Source organism: Pseudomonas gregormendelii (assembly GCF_017114825.1).
GTDB lineage: Bacteria > Pseudomonadota > Gammaproteobacteria > Pseudomonadales > Pseudomonadaceae > Aquipseudomonas > Aquipseudomonas gregormendelii.
On sequence record NZ_JADEVO010000023.1, the window covers coordinates 1 to 18,401 of the forward strand.

The 18,401-nt window shown below is 56.9% G+C and carries 21 protein-coding genes and 1 tRNA gene; 5 read left to right on the plus strand and 17 right to left on the minus strand.

The window, feature by feature from the left end; genetic code table 11:
- The first annotated feature begins 1,351 nt into the window (after positions 1 to 1,351).
- Positions 1,352 to 2,338: an AAA family ATPase gene (locus IMW75_RS16455; protein WP_205893181.1), complete on the plus strand. Its 987-nt coding sequence runs from the start codon at positions 1,352 to 1,354 to the stop codon at positions 2,336 to 2,338.
- An 813-nt stretch (positions 2,339 to 3,151) separates the two neighbouring features.
- Here the strand turns inward: IMW75_RS16455 and IMW75_RS16460 are convergent.
- Together IMW75_RS16460 and IMW75_RS16465 are read right to left on the minus strand one after the other, a co-directional pair.
- Positions 3,152 to 3,448, minus strand: a complete 297-nt coding sequence (locus tag IMW75_RS16460) for a hypothetical protein (protein ID WP_205893182.1) — start codon at positions 3,446 to 3,448, stop codon at positions 3,152 to 3,154.
- Between the two features lie 69 nt (positions 3,449 to 3,517).
- Complete coding sequence (locus IMW75_RS16465) at positions 3,518 to 3,949, minus strand: hypothetical protein (RefSeq protein ID WP_205893183.1); 432 nt, start codon at positions 3,947 to 3,949, stop codon at positions 3,518 to 3,520.
- Between the two features lie 812 nt (positions 3,950 to 4,761).
- Here IMW75_RS16465 and IMW75_RS16470 point away from each other — a divergent pair.
- On the plus strand, positions 4,762 to 4,965 hold the full coding sequence (locus IMW75_RS16470) for a hypothetical protein (RefSeq protein ID WP_205893184.1): 204 nt from the start codon (positions 4,762 to 4,764) through the stop codon (positions 4,963 to 4,965).
- Between the two features lie 102 nt (positions 4,966 to 5,067).
- Here the strand turns inward: IMW75_RS16470 and IMW75_RS16475 are convergent.
- The 9 genes from IMW75_RS16475 to thrS form a co-directional block, all read right to left on the minus strand.
- A tRNA-Pro gene (locus IMW75_RS16475) sits at positions 5,068 to 5,144 on the minus strand.
- Between the two features lie 89 nt (positions 5,145 to 5,233).
- Positions 5,234 to 5,590, minus strand: coding sequence for a MerR family transcriptional regulator (locus tag IMW75_RS16480; RefSeq protein WP_003179985.1), 357 nt, complete (start codon positions 5,588 to 5,590; stop codon positions 5,234 to 5,236).
- The gene (gene ihfA, locus IMW75_RS16485) at positions 5,571 to 5,873 is read right to left on the minus strand and encodes an integration host factor subunit alpha (RefSeq protein WP_002553164.1); all 303 of its coding nucleotides are present in this window, start codon (positions 5,871 to 5,873) and stop codon (positions 5,571 to 5,573) included. The genes IMW75_RS16480 and ihfA overlap by 20 nt, the downstream gene beginning before the upstream one ends.
- 3 nt (positions 5,874 to 5,876) lie before the next feature.
- Positions 5,877 to 8,258: a phenylalanine--tRNA ligase subunit beta gene (pheT, locus tag IMW75_RS16490; RefSeq protein WP_205893185.1), complete on the minus strand. Its 2,382-nt coding sequence runs from the start codon at positions 8,256 to 8,258 to the stop codon at positions 5,877 to 5,879.
- Positions 8,259 to 8,284: 26 nt separating this feature from the next.
- Positions 8,285 to 9,301 (minus strand): phenylalanine--tRNA ligase subunit alpha, encoded by a 1,017-nt coding sequence (gene pheS / locus IMW75_RS16495; protein ID WP_007905876.1) that lies wholly within the window; start codon positions 9,299 to 9,301, stop codon positions 8,285 to 8,287.
- Between the two features lie 109 nt (positions 9,302 to 9,410).
- Complete coding sequence (gene rplT, locus IMW75_RS16500; RefSeq protein ID WP_007905879.1) at positions 9,411 to 9,767, minus strand: 50S ribosomal protein L20; 357 nt, start codon at positions 9,765 to 9,767, stop codon at positions 9,411 to 9,413.
- A gap of 27 nt (positions 9,768 to 9,794) precedes the next feature.
- Positions 9,795 to 9,989, minus strand: coding sequence for a 50S ribosomal protein L35 (gene rpmI, locus IMW75_RS16505; protein WP_008145659.1), 195 nt, complete (start codon positions 9,987 to 9,989; stop codon positions 9,795 to 9,797).
- 60 nt (positions 9,990 to 10,049) lie between these two features.
- A complete protein-coding gene (infC, locus tag IMW75_RS16510) occupies positions 10,050 to 10,601 on the minus strand; it encodes a translation initiation factor IF-3 (RefSeq protein WP_176469887.1) in 552 nt (183 codons plus the stop codon).
- Positions 10,601 to 12,523, minus strand: a complete 1,923-nt coding sequence (gene thrS, locus IMW75_RS16515; RefSeq protein ID WP_045057908.1) for a threonine--tRNA ligase — start codon at positions 12,521 to 12,523, stop codon at positions 10,601 to 10,603. The genes infC and thrS overlap by 1 nt, the downstream gene beginning before the upstream one ends.
- 374 nt (positions 12,524 to 12,897) lie before the next feature.
- On the opposite strand from thrS, the gene IMW75_RS16520 reads away from it, so the two are divergent.
- On the plus strand, positions 12,898 to 13,200 hold the full coding sequence (locus IMW75_RS16520) for a hypothetical protein (RefSeq protein WP_122838303.1): 303 nt from the start codon (positions 12,898 to 12,900) through the stop codon (positions 13,198 to 13,200).
- A 291-nt stretch (positions 13,201 to 13,491) separates the two neighbouring features.
- Complete coding sequence (locus IMW75_RS16525; RefSeq protein WP_003179963.1) at positions 13,492 to 13,704, plus strand: cold-shock protein; 213 nt, start codon at positions 13,492 to 13,494, stop codon at positions 13,702 to 13,704.
- Positions 13,705 to 13,776: 72 nt separating this feature from the next.
- Here IMW75_RS16525 and IMW75_RS16530 read toward each other — a convergent pair whose 3' ends face one another.
- A complete protein-coding gene (locus IMW75_RS16530; protein ID WP_122838302.1) occupies positions 13,777 to 14,097 on the minus strand; it encodes an I78 family peptidase inhibitor in 321 nt (106 codons plus the stop codon).
- Positions 14,098 to 14,263: 166 nt separating this feature from the next.
- Positions 14,264 to 14,569 (minus strand): hypothetical protein, encoded by a 306-nt coding sequence (locus IMW75_RS16535; RefSeq protein ID WP_045057961.1) that lies wholly within the window; start codon positions 14,567 to 14,569, stop codon positions 14,264 to 14,266.
- A 133-nt stretch (positions 14,570 to 14,702) separates the two neighbouring features.
- Here IMW75_RS16535 and IMW75_RS16540 point away from each other — a divergent pair, with 133 nt between their 5' ends.
- On the plus strand, positions 14,703 to 14,915 hold the full coding sequence (locus tag IMW75_RS16540; RefSeq protein ID WP_045057911.1) for a hypothetical protein: 213 nt from the start codon (positions 14,703 to 14,705) through the stop codon (positions 14,913 to 14,915).
- A gap of 37 nt (positions 14,916 to 14,952) precedes the next feature.
- On the opposite strand, the gene IMW75_RS16545 is transcribed toward IMW75_RS16540, so the two are convergent.
- From IMW75_RS16545 to IMW75_RS16560, 4 genes are read right to left on the minus strand one after another with little or no spacing between them, the layout of a single operon-like run.
- A complete protein-coding gene (locus IMW75_RS16545; RefSeq protein ID WP_045057912.1) occupies positions 14,953 to 15,981 on the minus strand; it encodes a nucleoside hydrolase in 1,029 nt (342 codons plus the stop codon).
- Positions 15,982 to 16,022: 41 nt separating this feature from the next.
- Positions 16,023 to 16,427 carry a D-ribose pyranase gene (rbsD, locus tag IMW75_RS16550; RefSeq protein ID WP_045057913.1) on the minus strand — a complete coding sequence of 135 codons (405 nt, stop codon included), beginning with the start codon at positions 16,425 to 16,427 and terminating at the stop codon, positions 16,023 to 16,025.
- Positions 16,424 to 17,341 carry a ribokinase gene (gene rbsK / locus IMW75_RS16555; RefSeq protein ID WP_205893186.1) on the minus strand — a complete coding sequence of 306 codons (918 nt, stop codon included), beginning with the start codon at positions 17,339 to 17,341 and terminating at the stop codon, positions 16,424 to 16,426. The genes rbsD and rbsK overlap by 4 nt, the downstream gene beginning before the upstream one ends.
- A 46-nt stretch (positions 17,342 to 17,387) precedes the next feature.
- On the minus strand, positions 17,388 to 18,401 hold the full coding sequence (locus IMW75_RS16560; protein WP_045057915.1) for a LacI family DNA-binding transcriptional regulator: 1,014 nt from the start codon (positions 18,399 to 18,401) through the stop codon (positions 17,388 to 17,390).

Sequence of the window (18,401 nt, forward strand, 5' to 3'; positions counted from 1 at the left end):
GAAATGCGCAGCCGACTCGCTACGTCTGGAACGCCAAGGGGGAAGATATTTTGAACAAGATACAGCGAGCCCGTGAGGCAATGGCCTCACAGGCATGAGGAGTGTTATTTGTGAGACAGCACACTAGCCCACTGAGACCAATAGATTTGAGTAACTGTCAGCATTGATGACGACATCTACAAAACCGCACTTGAGATGGTCGCCCCTGGTATGCAGGAAGCAGGCACTTTCTACGAAACCCCAAAAGTTTTTATGAGAGTGCAGACTGGCAATCGGCTGGCCGACCTTGGCGGCAAGATGCCATTTATTGAGGAAGTATCACGCAGGAGCAGCGAATCGGATTCGTAATAGGTGCCTTCTCGCTTACACAGCTGTGTAATCACGGTCTGATTCAACATCCCATCATCGCAAAACGAACAACGATTACACAGCTGTGTAATCAGGCGCTGATCCAAGACCCCGTCATCGCGAAACGCACAACCATTGCACAGCTGTGTAATCAGGCGCTAATCCAAGACCCCGTCATCGCAAAACGAACAACGATTACACAGCTGTGTAATCAGGCGCTAATCCAAGACCCCGTCATCGCAAAACGAACAACGATTACACAGTTGTGTAATCAGGCGCTAATCCAAGACCCCGTCATCGCAAAACGAACAACGGTTACACAGCTGTGTAACCAGGGGCCGATTCAAGACCCCGTCATCGCGATACGCACAACCATTACACCGCTGTGTAATCAGGGGCCGATTCCAGACCCCGTCTTCGCGAAACGCACAACCATTACACAGCTGCGAAATCAGGTTCAGCCCCCCCTTTTTTAACGAAAACCTGCCCTTCAAACCATCCAAATCTCAATGACACCTGGAAACTAAAATTTTTTGCCTTCCTAAGTGGTCAAATACGACCAAGCCCGCCGGGAGTTTTAGAAAAAACAATACCAAAACAACGCTTGACAAAAAAATAATTTCATTGACGGCAATATGAGAGCGGCTTATTATGGGAAACCTCAAGCGAATGAGGTGAGTCATATGCCAGTACAAAAAAGCCTTTCCAGCACCCAGCAAAACCACACTTCAAAACTCAATTTACCCAAAGACTTTTAGTCATCTTCAGTCCTTAATCGACCAAATTTTCGTGTTTACGTGAATGCGAGAATCAGGCTCTTTTCGGCTTTTTCAGCCCGCCTAGGGTATTTATAACTTGGCTCTTTCAAGGGCAGTCGCTTGTCTATAATTTAAGATCAGGTTGGCATATTCCTGCAACACACTTACCTAACCAGCCACATTTAAACCACTTTAAAAAAATTGCCGCTTGGCATATCCATACGACACTCCTATCAGGACATTCCATGACCATGATGACGGCTGAAGAAATTTTTGCACGTTGCAACATGCGTAAAGTGCTCAACGACGCTGACAAAAAACCCGAATGGATCATTCAAGGCCTCATTGAGCGTGGAGAGCAGTGGATAATATCCGGCGCCCCAAAGACAGGAAAATCAAGACTCGCCCTTCAACTCGCTGTAGCAGCAAGTTTGAATTCAGAGTGCATTGGATTCAAAGCAAACGGCCATCAAAAAGTGCTCTATATGGACATGGAAATGTCAGAACGTAGTTGCGGTAGCCGGGCCCTACGGCTTCATGGTAACGATCGTGAAAAAATGTCCAACAACGCCAATCTTTTCATATGTAAAGACTTCATGAACATAAACGTACTTAACTCAGATGATCTAGCCAAGGTCACCCCCTATATCAATACAATCAAGCCGGATCTGATCGTATGGGACGTACTCACCAGGTGCCACATTGCCAAAGAAAATGACAACGGCGAAATGGCCCAGGTAATGCTCGCGTTTCGAAAATTGTGCGCAGGGGTTGCACACATAGTGGTCCACCACGACAAAAAACCTCAATTTCAGGGTGGCGCCATGGGTGCTGGTGCCATGCGTGGCGCGTCCGCAATCCACGGCGAAGTAAATGGTGTTCTCTCAATCGTACGTCCAAACGAAGCAAAAAACGATTATCGGCTGAGTCTTTCCGGTCGCGATGTCAATCTGCCAGAACGTATGCATTTGGTAGGTAATGACGACTTGTCTTTCTCGGCGGTGTTGCCACCACAAAAGGTCTCTATTGAATCAAAATTATCAGATGCTTTCGGAGCTGAGAACACGCTGACAAAGACCGTTCTGATAGACGCATTGAAAGGGAGTCAGTCGATCAAGACTGTTGAAAGGCTGCTCAAAGAAGGCGTCGAGAAAGGTCTGCTGACTAGCCAACGCGTAGGCAAAGCGGTCGAGTACACGTATCTCAAATCGAATCAGGTCTGTGCTGTTTAGGGGCGGGACAGACTGGATATTCGCCACGATCCTCTTGGCATGAATGTCGTCTGATGTTGGCTTATAAAATACTGTCAATGGACATACGACACATCTCCCCTAAAGAGCAGATTGTCTAAGGTCCCCCCTCTCTAAAACTCTCCCCCCGTTATTAATTAGGGACGGGACAAAAAAAACAAAAAAACCTTTTTATTGTTTACAAAAAAAACCGTACTTCAGGTGCCGGAACGGATCCAGATGACAGCTGTGACAGAACCCATTAGCACAAGCAACTTATCAGTAAAGGAACCAATATAGTATTTAAACAAATCCAAATTGAAGGTCCTAAACCCCATCACCAATAGGTGATCTCATAGAATCACCCCACTGGCTAAATTCCGGCAGAGCCGGCTCTGGCGGAGAGGGCGAAAAAATTTGGATAGACAGAGTACTAAAGTCAATGATGAGCGGCGAGGTGACCAAGGGAGCGGCAGCACAGACCTGCAACCCTTACACTCAAGAAAGCTCAAATCTGCGCGTTTACGCTCAGTCAAAAAACAAACCCCGACCTGTATGCGCAAATAGAGGTTTCGGAAATTAATCTTGACGATGATCGACTCTCACAAAGAGAAACTCTGCACGACCACCGACGACCAACTACCGCTCCTACAGCAGCGTACCCAACGGCTCTCGCAAGCTTGTACGCTTCTCTTTAACGCAAGCAGTGCTACTGCCCCGGCGGCACATCTGCGACGCGCTTCAAGCTCAACCACATACCGGGTTTCGATTATCCTGGTGCCTCCGTTGCGCGACGGTTTGACGCCGGCCCTGCCTCTATCGTGCGGCAACCGCGGCGTCGAATGCACGCTGAAGGTCCACTGACGAAAAAGGCTGGGGAATGTGTTCCTGACTAAAGGTGCCACGGGGCATGAGGGGCTTGTGATTGGCGCCGCGATAGGGATTCACGTTGCCATTGGGGAAACACACCTGGTAGTTGGGCTGGATGCCCTGCCCCATTTCACCGAACTGCACGATCGCGCCTTCAACGGATCGCAGGTTTTTCATCACCTTGCGCAAAAAAATACGATCCAGCGAAGCGAGGGTGTCGACATTCCATTGGAGAGGGTTCATCGCGTGTTTCCTATTGAGGGGGGGGTGAGCAAGCGTTGGATTGGCTAATTAAACGGTGAACAAGGGTGGTTAAGCCTGCGTCGACGGCGTCAGTAGCTGCGCTTCGATTTGAAACGCCTCCGCCACCGACAGGCCGTTCATGATGTTTTCGATAATGGCTTCGCGCAGAGCGCGAATGCCGCTCGGGTAAACATTCAGCGGGTCGTGGTAGTGGCCGGCCATCAGTTGTTTCGCTTGCTCACGGGGCACACGCTGAACGGGCGTGACCGCTTTTTCACTATGCTGGCCGTACCGGTCAAAGGCCTGATCGGCCGTGGACCAGTCAAAGGCAAAACAGCGTTGTTGTTCGGCAGCGCAATCGTGCTGCCACATGGCACTGCCCGGGTACTGATCGCCGGCGCTGACGATGATCAGGGTCAAACGCGGCAGGTCGCGCTCTGCCACGAAGTCATAGATCACCCAGAGAATGCGCCCCATCCGCACTGGAATTAGGTTGGCCACCCGCTGATCATCCGGGTAACGGGCTTGGGCGCGCTCGATCAGCTGGCCGTAGGTCAGGGTCTGCTGGGCGCTGGCCAGTTCGATGACAGCGGGTACAGCAGTCGGGCGAGCTGGACATCCAGCAATGTACGGGCCATGGCGTGTTCCTTTGAGGGTATGAGGTGGGCCGCCCGGTTCGTCCGCGCTTTAGCGTGGGCGGGCCACCTGGCTGAAAGCGACGCTGGAGTTTGTCGTGCGAGCTTGTGATGCGGGCAGATTAGCGTGTCGCACCCTGCTCCGTCAGAATCTAGGCTATGCGAACGTGGTCGCAGTCGACCCGCCGGGAGGGGCCAATCCATGACCACAAGAAAATCTACTCACAGGATCAGCCTGAACAGGAAGTAAAACTCGCTTCAATCAATTGGCATGCCGTAGCATTTCATTTGGCTTTTAGCGCGGGATCAGCAGCAAGCTCATGGATGAAAAATGCGCCCTGCTGCAAAATCGTCGGCAATCTCACGGCTGCACCTGATCCATCTCAGCGAGGAATCGTTCACGACGTGTTTGCTTGCGCTTGCCGGCGTACCCAAAGTCGGAAAAGCTCATCTGGCTCATGGGGGGCCCGGGGCAGGTGGTGAAGGCATATTTCAGCACATCTGCAAACTTGTTCGGAGATTCCCTAAGCATTGCGCCAACGTGGCCTGCATGGATGTTTGGGACTTACTTCGCTCACTTGCAACGAACGTCTCGTCAAGCCATCGCGTAGGTACATTGGGCACCCGATGCACCTGTTTCGCACCTCCGCACCGCCTGTACCGCCGGCGCCACAGCCCATGGATGAGCGGCTAGCTGTGGTGCTGGCCTTCGAGCGCGACCCGTCCAATCACATCGTCGTCCCTGACCACATCCGCCACTGGCATCCGCTGGTTTTCGCGGCGCAGCAAACGCTGAAAAAGCCGGTGATTGATCAACGCGAGATGCCTAGCACGAACTCACACAGACTCGATGCAGCCAAAATGCACAACGATTCGCGGTAGTTTTCATGTGCCCTATGTGTGCCCTAAATTCAGGCCTTCCTTCACACACAAAAAAGCCGATCCATCTGATCGGCTTAAGTGTCTGATTTTACTCAGTAAATATGGTCGGGACGGAGTGATTCGAACACTCGACCCCTAGCACCCCATGCTAGTGCGCTACCGGACTGCGCTACGCCCCGACTAGGCGTGAAACTCATCCTTCACCTCGAAGGACGCTCAAGAATATATCGCAAGCTTTTGAAAACTGGAAGTATTTAAAAGCAAAAAATCATTTCTTGAGTACAACCAGCACATCTTCCAACTCGGCAATCATCTGCCGGATCATCTGTTTGTACTGGGTGGTGTCATCTTTGGCTTCGTCGCCGGACAAACGCAAGCGTGCGCCGCCGATGGTGAAGCCCTGATCGTAAAGAAGCGCGCGGATCTGCCGGATCATCAGCACGTCTTGTCGCTGATAATACCGGCGGTTTCCGCGGCGTTTGACGGGGTTGAGTTGAGGAAACTCCTGCTCCCAATAGCGCAGCACGTGCGGTTTTACCGCACACAGCTCGCTGACTTCACCAATGGTGAAGTAGCGTTTGCCTGGGATGACGGGTAGCTCGTCGTTATGACTTGGTTCCAGCATAAGCCTCAACTCGGGCCTTCAACTTCTGCCCTGGACGAAAGGTGACCACACGGCGAGCCGTGATCGGGATTTCTTCTCCCGTTTTCGGATTGCGGCCAGGCCGCTGGCGTTTGTCCCGAAGGTCGAAATTGCCGAAACCGGACAATTTGACTTGTTCGTTGTCTTCCAGAGCGTGCCTGATTTCTTCAAAAAACAGCTCGACCAATTCCTTGGCCTCCCGTTTATTCAGGCCCAACTCCTCATACAGACGTTCCGCCATCTCAGCTTTCGTCAGAGCCCCCATACGTCACTTCCTTAACGTGGCGTTCAACCTTTGTTCGAGCGAGGTGAGGATATTTTGCGTCGTGGTATTCACCTCATCGTCATTAAGAGTGCGCGATGGATGCTGCCAGGTCAAGCCGACTGCAAGGCTTTTTCTATCAGGATCAATGCCTTTACCCTGATACACGTCAAATAGCCTGAGGTCTGTCAGCCATTCGCCTGCATTTTCACGGATTACGTCGAGAACGGCGCTGGCTGCGACGTCTTTTTCCGCGATCAGGGCCAGGTCACGTCGCACTTCAGGAAAGCGCGATAACTCCTGGAATTTAGGCATTTTACCCAGTGCCACTTCCGCCAGAACCAGCTCGAATACGAACACCGGACGGTCGAGACCGAGGGTTTTCGATAATTCCGGGTGGATGGCGCCGACGAAGCCGACCAGGCGACCTTCGCGTTCGATGCGCGCGGTTTGACCCGGGTGCAGCGCTGGGTGTTTGCCCGGCACGAACGTGAACGAATCCAGTGCGCCGGCGAAGCCCAATACGGCTTCCACGTCGGCCTTGACGTCGAAGAAGTCGACGACGTCGCGACCTTGCGCCCAGCCTTCCGGCAGGCGGCTGCCGCACACTACACCGGCGATCATCGGCTCTTGCTTGAGGCCGTCGAGTTGACCGACGAACCGCAGGCCGCTTTCGAACAGGCGCACGCGATCCTGCTGGCGGTTCAGGTTGTGCTGAAGCGCCTTGACCAGGCCTGGCCACAGCGACGAACGCATGGCAGCCATGTCGTTGGAGATCGGGTTGGCCAAGAGCAGTGGTTCAACACCTGGATTAAACAACTCGAACTGTTTCGGATCGATGAAACTGTAGGTGATCGCTTCCTGGTAACCACGGGCAACCAGCAGGCGACGCAGTTCTGGCAGGTCACTGCGGGCTTCGGCCTTGGCTTGTGGCGCCAGGCGGGCTTGCGGGTAGCGGACCGGCAGGCGGTTGTAGCCGTACAGGCGAGCCAGTTCTTCGATCAGGTCGACTTCCAGGCTGATGTCGAAGCGATGGCTTGGCACTTCTACGCGCCACTGCCCTGCCCCGTCGGCGGAAATTTTAAGGCCCAGGCCGTTGAGCAGGCGCTCGACTTCGGCCGGTTCCATTTCCATGCCGAGCATCTGGCTGATGCGCTGGGCACGCAGGGTGACCGGTGCGATCGACGGCAGGTGCTGTTCGCTGACGGTTTCGATGATCGGGCCGGCTTCACCGCCGGTGATTTCCAGCAGCAGGCCGGTGGCGCGCTCCATGGCTTCACGGGCCAGCTGCCAGTCCACGCCACGCTCGTAGCGGTGCGAGGCGTCGGTGTGCAGGCCGTAGGAACGGGCCTTGCCAGCGACGGCGATCTGGTCGAAGAACGCGCTTTCGAGGAATACGTCGCGAGTGGTCGCGGTGTTGACGCCGCTGTGCTCGCCACCCATGACGCCGGCAATCGCCAGGGCGCGGGTGTGGTCGGCGATGACCAGGGTATCGCTACGCAGGCTGACTTCCTGACCGTCGAGCAGTACCAGTTTTTCGCCTTCTTCGGCCATGCGCACGCGGATGCCGCCATTGATTTCGGCGAGATCGAATGCGTGCAGCGGTTGACCCAGTTCCAGCATCACGTAGTTGGTGATGTCGACGGCAGCGTCGATGCTACGGACGTCGGAACGACGCAGGCGCTCGACCATCCACAGTGGCGTTGGCTTGGACAGGTCGACGTTACGGATCACGCGGCCCAGGTAGCGCGGGCAAGCGGCCGGCGCCAGGACTTCCACCGAGCGCACTTCGTCGTGCACGGCGGGCACAGTGGCCACGACCGGACGGGTGACCTGGGCGGCGTACAGCGCGCCGACTTCACGGGCCAGGCCGGCCACGGACAGGCAGTCGCCGCGGTTCGGGGTCAGGTCGACCTCGATGCTGGCGTCGTCCAGGCCCAGGTATTCACGGATGTCCTGGCCAACCGGTGCATCGACCGGCAATTCCATCAGGCCATCGTTGCCTTCGCCAACCTGCAGTTCGGCTTGCGAGCACAGCATGCCGTTGGACTCAACGCCACGCAGCTTGGCTTTCTTGATCTTGAAGTCGCCTGGCAGCTCGGCACCGATCATGGCGAACGGGATCTTCAGGCCCGGGCGCACGTTAGGCGCACCGCACACGATCTGGAAGGTTTCGGCGCCATTGCTGACCTGGCACACACGCAGCTTGTCGGCGTCCGGGTGCTGCTCGGTGCTCAGCACCTCGCCCACGACCACGCCACTGAATTCACCGGCGGCCAGCGTGACGCTGTCGACCTCAAGACCGGCCATCGACAGACGAGCAACCAGCTCGTCGCGACTTACCTGCGGGCTTACCCAGCCGCGCAGCCATTGTTCACTGAATTTCATCCTGCTCTCCTAAGAATTCGTTACGACTAGCGAAATTGCGCGAGGAACCGCAAGTCGTTGTCGAAGAACAGACGCAAGTCGTTCACGCCGTAACGCAGCATGGCCAGACGCTCGACGCCCATGCCAAAGGCAAAGCCCGAAAACTCTTCCGGGTCGATCCCGGACATGCGCAGCACGTTCGGGTGAACCATTCCGCAGCCCATGACTTCCAGCCAGCCAGTCTGTTTGCAGACACGGCAGCCTTTACCGCTGCACATCACGCATTCCATGTCGACTTCAGCTGATGGCTCGGTGAACGGGAAGTACGAAGGACGAAAGCGCACCGCCAGTTCCTTCTCGAAGAACACCCGCAGGAATTCTTCGATGGTGCCCTTGAGGTCGGCGAAATTGATGTCGCGATCGACCAGCAGGCCTTCGACCTGGTGGAACATCGGCGAGTGGGTGATATCCGAGTCGCTACGGTACACACGGCCTGGGCAGACGATGCGGATCGGCGGCTGTTTCGATTCCATGGTGCGGACCTGTACCGGCGAGGTATGGGTGCGCAGCAACATGTTGGCATTAAAATAGAAGGTGTCATGCATCGACCGGGCCGGGTGGTGGCCTGGGATGTTGAGCGCTTCGAAGTTGTGGTAGTCGTCTTCGACCTCAGGGCCTTCGGCGATGCCGTAGCCGATGTGGGTGAAGAACTGTTCGATTCGTTCCAGAGTACGCGTAACCGGATGCAGACCACCCGAAGTCTGGCCGCGGCCAGGCAGGGTCACGTCAATGGACTCGGCAGACAGTTTGGCGGCCAGGTCGGCCTCTTCAAACAGTGCCTTGCGGGCATTGAGAACCTCTGTGACACGCTCCTTGGCAACGTTGATCAGGGCGCCGACTTGCGGACGCTCTTCTGCCGGCAGATTTCCCAGGGTCTTCATCACCTGAGTCAATTCGCCCTTCTTGCCAAGGTAGTGAACCCGGATTTGCTCCAGGGCATTGATATCTTCAGCGCTTTGCACAGCCTCTAGTGCTTGAGAGACGAGCGCATCCAGGTTTTCCATGTACAGACTCCAGATACAAAATAGGGGAAGAGCTTGAAGGCTCTTCCCCTATTTATGACGTTTAACACCTGGCCCCACAAAGGTGAGGCAGGGTGACTGTCGGGGGTACTTAAGCCAAGGTGGCTTTAGCTTTCTCGACAATCGCAGCAAACGCCGCTTTTTCGTTCACTGCCAGATCAGCCAGAACCTTACGGTCGATCTCGATGGACGCTTTTTTCAGGCCGGCGATGAAACGGCTGTAGGACAGACCGTTGATACGTGCACCAGCGTTGATACGAGCGATCCACAGAGCGCGGAACTGACGTTTTTTCTGACGACGGTCACGGTAGGCGTATTGGCCTGCCTTGATTACCGCTTGCTTGGCAACACGGAATACGCGCGAACGAGCGCCGTAGTAGCCTTTAGCAAGTTTCAGAATTTTTTTGTGACGTTTACGGGCAATGACGCCACGCTTTACACGAGCCATGAGTTACTTCCTCTATTCTTGACTAAATTAACGAAGGCGCAGCATGCGCTCGACTTTTGCCACGTCACACGGTGCCAGCAAGCTGCTACCGCGCAGTTGACGCTTACGCTTGGTCGACATTTTAGTCAGGATGTGGCTCTTGAAAGCGTGCTTGTGCTTGATACCGTTAGCAGTTTTCAGAAACCGCTTAGCAGCACCACTTTTAGTTTTCATTTTTGGCATGTTCGGATACTCCGCATTCAGTTGATAAACATAATCAGTAGGCCTGCCGTGCCCAAATGATTACTTCTTCTTTTTCGGGGCGATGACCATGATCAGTTGGCGTCCTTCCATCTTAGGATGCTGTTCGACCGAACCGTACTCGAGCAAGTCACCTTCAACTCGCTTGAGGAGTTCCATCCCCAGCTCCTGGTGGGCCATCTCACGGCCGCGGAATCGCAAGGATACCTTGGCCCTGTCCCCATCACTCAGGAAACGTACCAGGTTGCGCAGTTTTACCTGGTAATCCCCTTCCTCCGTCCCTGGACGAAACTTGATTTCTTTAACCTGGATCTGCTTCTGGTTCTTCTTGGCTGCGGCAACCTGCTTCTTCTTTTCGAAGATCGATTTGCCGTAGTCCATCAGCTTGCAGACAGGAGGTACAGCATCGGCGGAAATTTCCACCAAATCGAGCTTGGCTTCTTCAGCCTTAAGAAGCGCGTCTTCAATTGACACAATCCCAAGCTGCTCGCCTTCAGCCCCAATTAACCGAACCTCGCGTGCCGAGATATTCTCGTTGATCGGGGCTTTCGGTGCAGCTCGTTTATCTTGTCTCATTTCACGCTTAATAGTAATTACTCCGAATCTGGGCGACCACGCCGGGAAACCGCTTGCGCGAGAAACTCAGCGAACTGGGCGACGGGCATCGAGCCCAGGTCAGCACCTTCACGAGTACGCACAGCGACAGTCTGCATCTCGACTTCCCGATCTCCGATAACCAAGAGATAGGGAACCTTGAGCAAAGTATGCTCGCGGATTTTAAAGCCGATCTTTTCATTTCTCAAGTCAGACTTGGCACGAAATCCGCTTTCGTTGAGAGTTTTTTCAACTTCAGCGGCGAAATCAGCCTGCTTGTCAGTGATATTCATGATCACTGCCTGGGTCGGAGCCAGCCACGCAGGGAACGCGCCCTCGTAGTGCTCGATCAGGATTCCGACGAAACGTTCGAAGGAGCCGAGGATCGCCCGGTGCAACATGACCGGGTGCTTGCGACTGTTGTCTTCGGAGACGTATTCGGCTCCCAGACGGACAGGCAGGTTAAAATCGAGCTGCAGGGTACCACACTGCCAGACGCGGCCAAGGCAATCTTTCAACGAGAACTCGATCTTCGGACCGTAGAAAGCGCCTTCGCCCGGTTGCAGATCGTACGGCAGGCCCGCGCTATCAAGGGCTGCAGCCAGGGCAGCCTCGGCGCGATCCCACAGTTCGTCGGAACCTACGCGTTTTTCCGGACGAGTGGACAACTTCATCTCGACGTCTTTAAAGCCGAAATCGGCGTAGACGTCCATGGTCAGCTTGATGAATGCGGCGGATTCGGCCTGCATCTGCTCTTCGGTGCAGAAGATGTGGGCGTCGTCCTGGGTGAAGGCACGCACGCGCATGATGCCGTGCAACGCACCCGATGGCTCGTTACGGTGGCAGGCACCGAACTCGGCCAGGCGCATCGGCAACTCGCGGTAGCTTTTCAGGCCCTGGTTGAACACCTGCACGTGGCACGGGCAGTTCATCGGCTTGATGGCGTAGTCTCGGTTTTCCGACTGGGTGGTGAACATGTTGTCGGCGTAGTTGGCCCAGTGCCCGGATTTCTCCCACAGGCTGCGGTCAACGACTTGCGGAGTCTTGATCTCCAGGTAGCCGTTGTCGCGCTGAACCTTGCGCATGTACTGCTCGAGCACCTGGTACAGGGTCCAGCCGTTCGGGTGCCAGAACACCATGCCCGGCGACTCTTCCTGGGTGTGGAACAGGCCCAGGCGCTTGCCGATCTTGCGGTGATCGCGCTTTTCAGCTTCTTCGATGCGCTGGATGTAAGCCGCCAGCTGCTTCTTGTCAGCCCAGGCGGTGCCGTAGACGCGCTGCAATTGCTCGTTCTTGGCATCGCCGCGCCAGTAGGCGCCGGACAACTTGGTCAGCTTGAAGGATTTGAGGAAGCGGGTGTTCGGCACGTGCGGGCCGCGGCACATGTCGACGTATTCTTCGTGATAGTACAGACCCATGGCCTGTTCGTTCGGCATGTCCTCGACCAGGCGCAACTTGTAGTCTTCGCCACGGGCCTTGAACACTTCGATCACTTCGGCGCGCGGAGTGACTTTCTTGATCACGTCGTAATCTTTCTCGATCAGCTGCTGCATGCGCTGTTCGATCGCGGCCAGGTCGTCCGGGGTGAAAGGACGCTCGAAGGCGATGTCGTAATAGAAGCCTTCGTCGATGACCGGACCGATGACCATCCTGGCGGTCGGATACAGCTGCTTGACCGCGTGGCCAACCAGGTGGGCGCAAGAGTGGCGAATGATCTCCAGCCCCTCTTCATCCTTTGGCGTGATGATTTGCAGCGTGGAATCGCTGCTGATGATGTCGCTGGCGTCGACCAGCTGGCCATTGACCTTGCCGGCCACGGTGGCTTTGGCCAGGCCAGCACCAATGGATGCGGCGACCTCGGCTACGGAAACCGGGTGATCGAATGAACGTTGACTGCCGTCGGGAAGAGTAATAGTTGGCATGGCGCCTCCTCTCCTAGTGGTGACCCCTACCAAAGGTCACGTGGGTTGGGATGAGCCAGTACAAGATCCGGTCCAGGCCATTCAATGACGAACGCCTGCCTTACAGCGGCAGGAGCCTTGCGGCCAACCGGAAACCGAACCAGAGTGACTGGGATTCAAATCAGGGTTATTCGGGCCTGTGCCGCCACCGGGACTGAAGGTCATCCGGAGCCTGCTAAACGCCCGAGCGAGGCATGCTAGCACAGATGAACGGTCGTCGACGCCATGCAGCGCGCCGCTAGGGCAAATCAGGGCTTTTTATGCCAGAGTGCTGAACTTGAACCGGGTTTTACCCCTCAGATAACAAGACATTGACCCACAAGGAGCATCCCAGCATGCGTCTGAATCGTTTATTCGCCATCGTCGCCCCCGTCGTCCTGCTGCTGCCACTGGCCGCCCACGCGGACTGGCCGAAGGGCGAGCGCGAGAAATACATGGCTCAGTGCACCCAGGCGGCCACGCCGCAGATCGGCGCAGCTGCTGCCAAGTCCCACTGCGCCTGTGGCGCCGATGCGATCAAGTCGTACCCGGCCAGCGACATCCAGGCATTGATGGACAACAAGGCCAGTGACGCGCTGAAACAGAAAGCGCTGACCCAGATCGCCTCCTGCAAAGCCGATCCGAAGGCGAAAAAATAAGCCCATCGGAGCTCGTTTTCAGCCTGGACGAGCGCCTAAAAGCCCCTGAAAACCGCCTTTTACTACAAATTTTTCAGGTTTTTACGCTTTTTTTATCGTCTTTACTTTCGGCTGAAAGCCTTTTAAATCGGGGCTTTCAGCCAATATGAGCAGCAAAGCAAGCGTGACTGCAAGGCAAACAGCACCTGCGGGGGGCTCCCAAAGCGAACATTTCGACTATGATACCCCGGTGTGCCCAGTTGGCCTGAGCAGCACAGTACTGAAAAAATATATGTTTCTTGGAGATACACCATGTCTAATCGCCAAACCGGCACCGTTAAGTGGTTCAACGATGAAAAAGGCTTCGGCTTCATCACTCCTCAAGGTGGCGGTGACGACCTGTTCGTACACTTCAAAGCTATCGAAAGCGACGGTTTCAAAAGCCTGAAAGAAGGCCAGACCGTTTCCTTCGTGGCTGAGAAAGGCCAAAAGGGTATGCAAGCTGCACAGGTTCGCCCAGAGTAAGTTTCTGGCGCACTAAAAAAACCCCGTCCATGTGACGGGGTTTTTTATGCGTGCAACAAAAGCCGGACGCTGTCAGCCGCAGTTGACGCGGGTGACCACTCGAGCCGCATCGGTATTGAGGTTCAGGCGGTCGGAGCGATATTCCAGGGTGACCATGTCATCGGGCATCAGGAACCGGGCATTCTGCGCGCCTGCGCGAGTGCGGGCCTGCTCCAGCAATTCAGATGAAGCCTTCTTGCCGATGGCGAATTCGGCAGCCTTCGCTTCACAGCGGCTGTGACCCGTATCGGTCGACGCTACGGGGTCTGTTGCCGACTCGGAGGACGTACTGCTGCAGCCAGCCAGCAACGTGGCGGCCAACAAAGTACCCAATGACGCGAGCTTCCAAGGCATGAAGCCTCCTCTTTTCAATAGTTAAGCTGAGATCGTGCGACCGCCATTCTGGTGATTGGTTTCACCGTGGCTGATAGCACCCTGCCCCCAGACAGGATAATTGCCAAGTTTGCCTGAGCACCAGCAGGCTGATCATTGTTCAATCGTGACTGAATATGAACAAGCCTCAGTAGACGTCGATGTAGTCGAACGGCGGGTTCGGCCAGTTCTCTTTCAGCGCGTTGTAGATCTGCATCACCCACACCTCATCGCTGGCGGCGACGCGCCCGACATAACCGGAACCCTTGGCCCAGGTCTCCAGGCGAAACAGCAGGTCGCCGATGTCGGTACCGCCGACGACACCTGAGGATATATAGGCAATGCCGGCTTTAGTCACCCGCAACTGGGTGTGCTCATCGTCACTGGCTGAGGCCAGCAAATGGCGAACGGCATCCAGGGTCAAGCCGTCGGGCGTGTTCAAATCAATCTGCACGGGGTGGTCCTTGGACATTGTTCAAAGACCAAGTGTCGCATAGCCCTCCCCTCATGCCTAAGTCGGAGTGCCAAACGTCGCGCAAAATGGTTAACTTCGCAAACAGACTTCTACCCATTCACGAGCGCTATTCATGACCACCGTAAGTATCGATGCCGACATCAAAGCCAAGTGGCCGCAGGGCCACAGCTCCTACAGCCCCGGCAGCCCTGAAGAATTGGCAATCATCGGCATAGATCTTCTGGTCAAGGAACTGGGAACCGAAGCGGCCCAGTCGTTCATCACCCAGGTATTTGAGAAGTACCCGGTGAACTACATGGGCGCCGCGTACACGGCGGCCAAGTAACTCCCGCAGGCTGGCACCTGCGGGAAGCGACCGCTGCTTACTTCAAACGCGCCAGACGCTGGGTCAGCAGGTCAAAGAAACCCTGGGCGTCGCCGTTTTCAACCCAGAACGCGTTTTTCGGCGCCTTCAGGCCGTCGTACCAGTCGACGATGGTCTGGCCGAAGGTCGGGCCTTCGCGGCTGTCGACCACCACATTGACCGCACGACCGCTGAACAACTCGGGCTTGAGCAGGTAGGCGATGACGGTGGCGTCATGCACCGGGCCACCGGTCATGCCGTAGTGTTCCATGTCACCCTTGACGTATTCATTCAGAATATCGCCCACCAGCTTGCTGGCATTGTTGTTCAGGGCAGCGATCTGCTTCAGGCGCGATTCGCTGGTGAGGATCTTGTGGGTCACATCCAGTGGCAAATAAGTCAGCTTCACGCCGCTCTTGAGCACCACTTCTGCCGCCTGGGGATCGGCGAACAGGTTGAACTCGGCCACCGGGGTGATGTTGCCACCGTTGAAGTGCGCGCCGCCCATGATCACTACTTCCTTGATGCCCTGGACGATCTCGGGCTCCTGGATCAATGCCAGCGCCAGGTTGGTCTGTGGGCCGAGCATGGCGATCGTGATGCTGTGGGGCTTGGCGGCTTTCAAGGTGTCGATCAGGTAGTTGACCGCGTTGCCCTCGGCCAGGCCTGCTTTCGGTTCGTGCACGGTGACACCCGACAGGCCTTCCTTGCCATGGATGTTCTCGGCGTAGATCGGCGTGCGCATCATCGGCCGGGCTGCACCGGCGTACACCGGCACCTCCTCGCGCCCTGCCCACTCGCGTGCCAGGCGGGCATTGCGCGAAGTCTTGTCCAGGCGCACGTTGCCGGCCACGGTGGTCAGCGCACGAATGTTCAATTCTTCAGGGGAAGCCAGGGCAAACAGCAAGGCAACCACGTCGTCGGCACCAGGGTCGGTGTCGATGATCAGGTCGATCTTTTCCGCCGCCTGGGCGCCTGTTGCAGTAATCAAGGACAAAAGCAGCAAACTCCGGATCAGTTGGTGCAGTTTCTGAGCATAGCGGTGCATGGCGCACTCCTTGTGCGTGAGGAAACAGTGATGTCGAATGTCTAGAAGGTCACTCCGGCGATCAGCACGATGTTGCAGTACGGCTGGCACTCGCCCGTACGAACCACCGCCCGCGCCTGCCGGCTGAGCACCTTGAACTGGTCGTGGCTGAGCAGCTCGCGCCGGCCCAGTTCGCCGGCGGCATCAAGCTCGTCCAGGGTGGCCAGCGCCGTCGGTTGTTTATCGAGAATCTCCTGTGCCAGCACATGGCTTTCAACCTGCATCTCGCTGAGCACCACCTTGAGGGTGCTGATGAAATCCGGCACGCCATGGGTCAGGGCCAGGTCGATCAGCTCGACGCCGGCGGGCACCGGCAGGCCGGCATCGCCGATCACCACCATGTCGCCATGCCCCAGGGAGGCGATCAACCGCGACAAGGCGACGTTGAGCAAAGGAGTCTTTTTCATGATGGTTTGAACGCCTGCACGTCGGACAAGGTGGGAATCGAAGGTTGCGCGCCGGCACGGGTCACCGACAGCGCCGCAGCCACCTGGCCAAAACGGATCGCTGCGGCTTCGTCCTGACCATTGGCCAGGGCCGCCGCGAAGCCGCCGACGAAGGTGTCGCCGGCTGCCGTGGTATCAATCGCCTTCACGACCGGTGCCGGGAAATGCTCCAGGCGGCTGCCACTGGCGAACAGTGAACCTTGGGCTCCCAGGGTAATGATGACTTTGCCGGCGCCCAGGGCGATCAACCGGGCGGCAGCTACCTTGGCGGAGTCCAGGGAATCCACGGGCACACCGCTCAGGGCCGTGGCCTCGCTTTCATTGGGGATCAGGTAATCGATGTTGGCGTACCAGTCTGCCGGCAGCGGACGACTGGCCGGCGCCGGATTGAGGATCACGGTCTTGCCCAGCTCACGGGCACGCTTGAGCGCATGACCGACCGACGCATCGGGTATTTCCAGCTGGCAGATGATCACATCGGCCGCCTGCAATACCGCATCGAAGCAGCCGATGACTGCCGGGGTCAGCGCACCGTTGGCCCCGGCGACAATCACGATGGCGTTCTGGCTGTTGTCGTCAACCACGATCAAGGCCACACCGCTGGAGCCTTCGACGGTGCTGACCGCCTGGCAGTCGATCTGCTCGGCCACCAGTGCGCCGCGCAGCTCCCTGCCGTAAGCGTCGTTGCCGACACAACCGACCATGGACACCTGGGCGCCCAGCCGGGCGGCGGCGACGGCCTGATTGGCGCCCTTGCCACCGGAAACCGTGGCGAACGATTGGCCGATCAGGGTTTCGCCGCCACGGGGCAGCCGTGGCGCCCGGGTGACCAGGTCCATGTTCAGGCTGCCTATTACCGCTACTTTTGCTGGCATTCGTCACTACTCGTCAATTGTGTTTCAGTGATGCGGTTGGTTAGCGCTACTCGACAAAGACTCCCGCCAATGGCGCTGTCGATTCTCGCAGGACAATACTGGGGGTCACGATCCGCTGATCGGTAGCCATGGCCGGGCTGGCGATCCGGCGCAGCAGCACTTCTGCAGCCATTTCGCCAAGCTGCAGGATCGACTGGCCGACAGTGGTCAGTGCCGGGTACACGTAACGACTCATCTGGATGTCGTCAAAGCCGATCACCGACAGCTCGCTCGGTACGCGAATGTTGCGCTCGGCAGCGGCGCGCAGTACGCCGATGCCAATCATGTCGTTGCCGGCGAAAATGGCGCTGGGCGGATTGTTTTCCAGCAACAGCGCCGCCGCAGCGTAACCGCCGGTGCTGGTAAAATCGCTTTCCAGCATGCGCTCGCCCGGCACTTCAATGCCGGCCTCGCTCAAGGCCCTACAGAAACCGGCCAGGCGCATCTGCGCCACGCTGGTACTCGCCGGGCCGCCAATCGTGGCGATGTCCCGATGCCCGAGTTCCAGCAGGTGCCGGGTGGCCAGGTAGGCGCCGTACTCGTGATCGATGCGCACCATGTCGGCGTTCACGCCTTCCAGGCCACGGTCGACGATCACCATCGGCGTGCGCACGGCGGCAAGACCTTGCGCCAGCCCGGCATCACCGCCGGCCGAAGCCACGATCAGGCCGTCGATGCGTTTTTCCAGAAGCACCCGCAGGTAGCTGCGCTGCTTGTCCGGGTTATCGTCGGAGTTGCACAGGATCACGCAGTAACCATTGCGCTCGCAGTAATCCTCGATCCCCCGCGCCAGCTCGGCGAAGTACGGGTTGAGGCTGTTGGGCACCAGCAAGCCGATGGTTGCCGTGGTCTTGGCCTTGAGCGACCGCGCCACCGCGCTCGGCACATAGTCGAGGGTCTTGATGGCGGCCTCGACCTTGATCCGTACTTCTTCGCTGACCGGGCGGCTCTTGTTCACCACGTGGGAAACCGTGGTGTAGGAGATGCCCGCCAGTGCAGCGACATCCTTGATGGTTGCCAT

What these genes read in the sequence shown, in the direction of transcription:
- IMW75_RS16455 (WP_205893181.1), top strand. Translation starts at nt 1,352, where the DNA reads ATGACCATGATGACGGCTGAAGAAATTTTTGCACGTTGCAACATGCGT.
- IMW75_RS16460 (WP_205893182.1), bottom strand. Translation starts at nt 3,448, where the DNA reads ATGAACCCTCTCCAATGGAATGTCGACACCCTCGCTTCGCTGGATCGT.
- IMW75_RS16470 (WP_205893184.1), top strand. Translation starts at nt 4,762, where the DNA reads ATGGATGAGCGGCTAGCTGTGGTGCTGGCCTTCGAGCGCGACCCGTCC.
- IMW75_RS16480 (WP_003179985.1), bottom strand. Translation starts at nt 5,590, where the DNA reads ATGCTGGAACCAAGTCATAACGACGAGCTACCCGTCATCCCAGGCAAA.
- ihfA (WP_002553164.1), bottom strand. Translation starts at nt 5,873, where the DNA reads ATGGGGGCTCTGACGAAAGCTGAGATGGCGGAACGTCTGTATGAGGAG.
- pheT (WP_205893185.1), bottom strand. Translation starts at nt 8,258, where the DNA reads ATGAAATTCAGTGAACAATGGCTGCGCGGCTGGGTAAGCCCGCAGGTA.
- pheS (WP_007905876.1), bottom strand. Translation starts at nt 9,301, where the DNA reads ATGGAAAACCTGGATGCGCTCGTCTCTCAAGCACTAGAGGCTGTGCAA.
- rplT (WP_007905879.1), bottom strand. Translation starts at nt 9,767, where the DNA reads ATGGCTCGTGTAAAGCGTGGCGTCATTGCCCGTAAACGTCACAAAAAA.
- rpmI (WP_008145659.1), bottom strand. Translation starts at nt 9,989, where the DNA reads ATGCCAAAAATGAAAACTAAAAGTGGTGCTGCTAAGCGGTTTCTGAAA.
- thrS (WP_045057908.1), bottom strand. Translation starts at nt 12,523, where the DNA reads ATGCCAACTATTACTCTTCCCGACGGCAGTCAACGTTCATTCGATCAC.
- IMW75_RS16520 (WP_122838303.1), top strand. Translation starts at nt 12,898, where the DNA reads ATGCGTCTGAATCGTTTATTCGCCATCGTCGCCCCCGTCGTCCTGCTG.
- IMW75_RS16525 (WP_003179963.1), top strand. Translation starts at nt 13,492, where the DNA reads ATGTCTAATCGCCAAACCGGCACCGTTAAGTGGTTCAACGATGAAAAA.
- IMW75_RS16530 (WP_122838302.1), bottom strand. Translation starts at nt 14,097, where the DNA reads ATGCCTTGGAAGCTCGCGTCATTGGGTACTTTGTTGGCCGCCACGTTG.
- IMW75_RS16540 (WP_045057911.1), top strand. Translation starts at nt 14,703, where the DNA reads ATGACCACCGTAAGTATCGATGCCGACATCAAAGCCAAGTGGCCGCAG.
- IMW75_RS16545 (WP_045057912.1), bottom strand. Translation starts at nt 15,981, where the DNA reads ATGCACCGCTATGCTCAGAAACTGCACCAACTGATCCGGAGTTTGCTG.
- rbsD (WP_045057913.1), bottom strand. Translation starts at nt 16,427, where the DNA reads ATGAAAAAGACTCCTTTGCTCAACGTCGCCTTGTCGCGGTTGATCGCC.
- rbsK (WP_205893186.1), bottom strand. Translation starts at nt 17,341, where the DNA reads ATGCCAGCAAAAGTAGCGGTAATAGGCAGCCTGAACATGGACCTGGTC.
- IMW75_RS16560 (WP_045057915.1), bottom strand. Translation starts at nt 18,401, where the DNA reads ATGGCAACCATCAAGGATGTCGCTGCACTGGCGGGCATCTCCTACACC.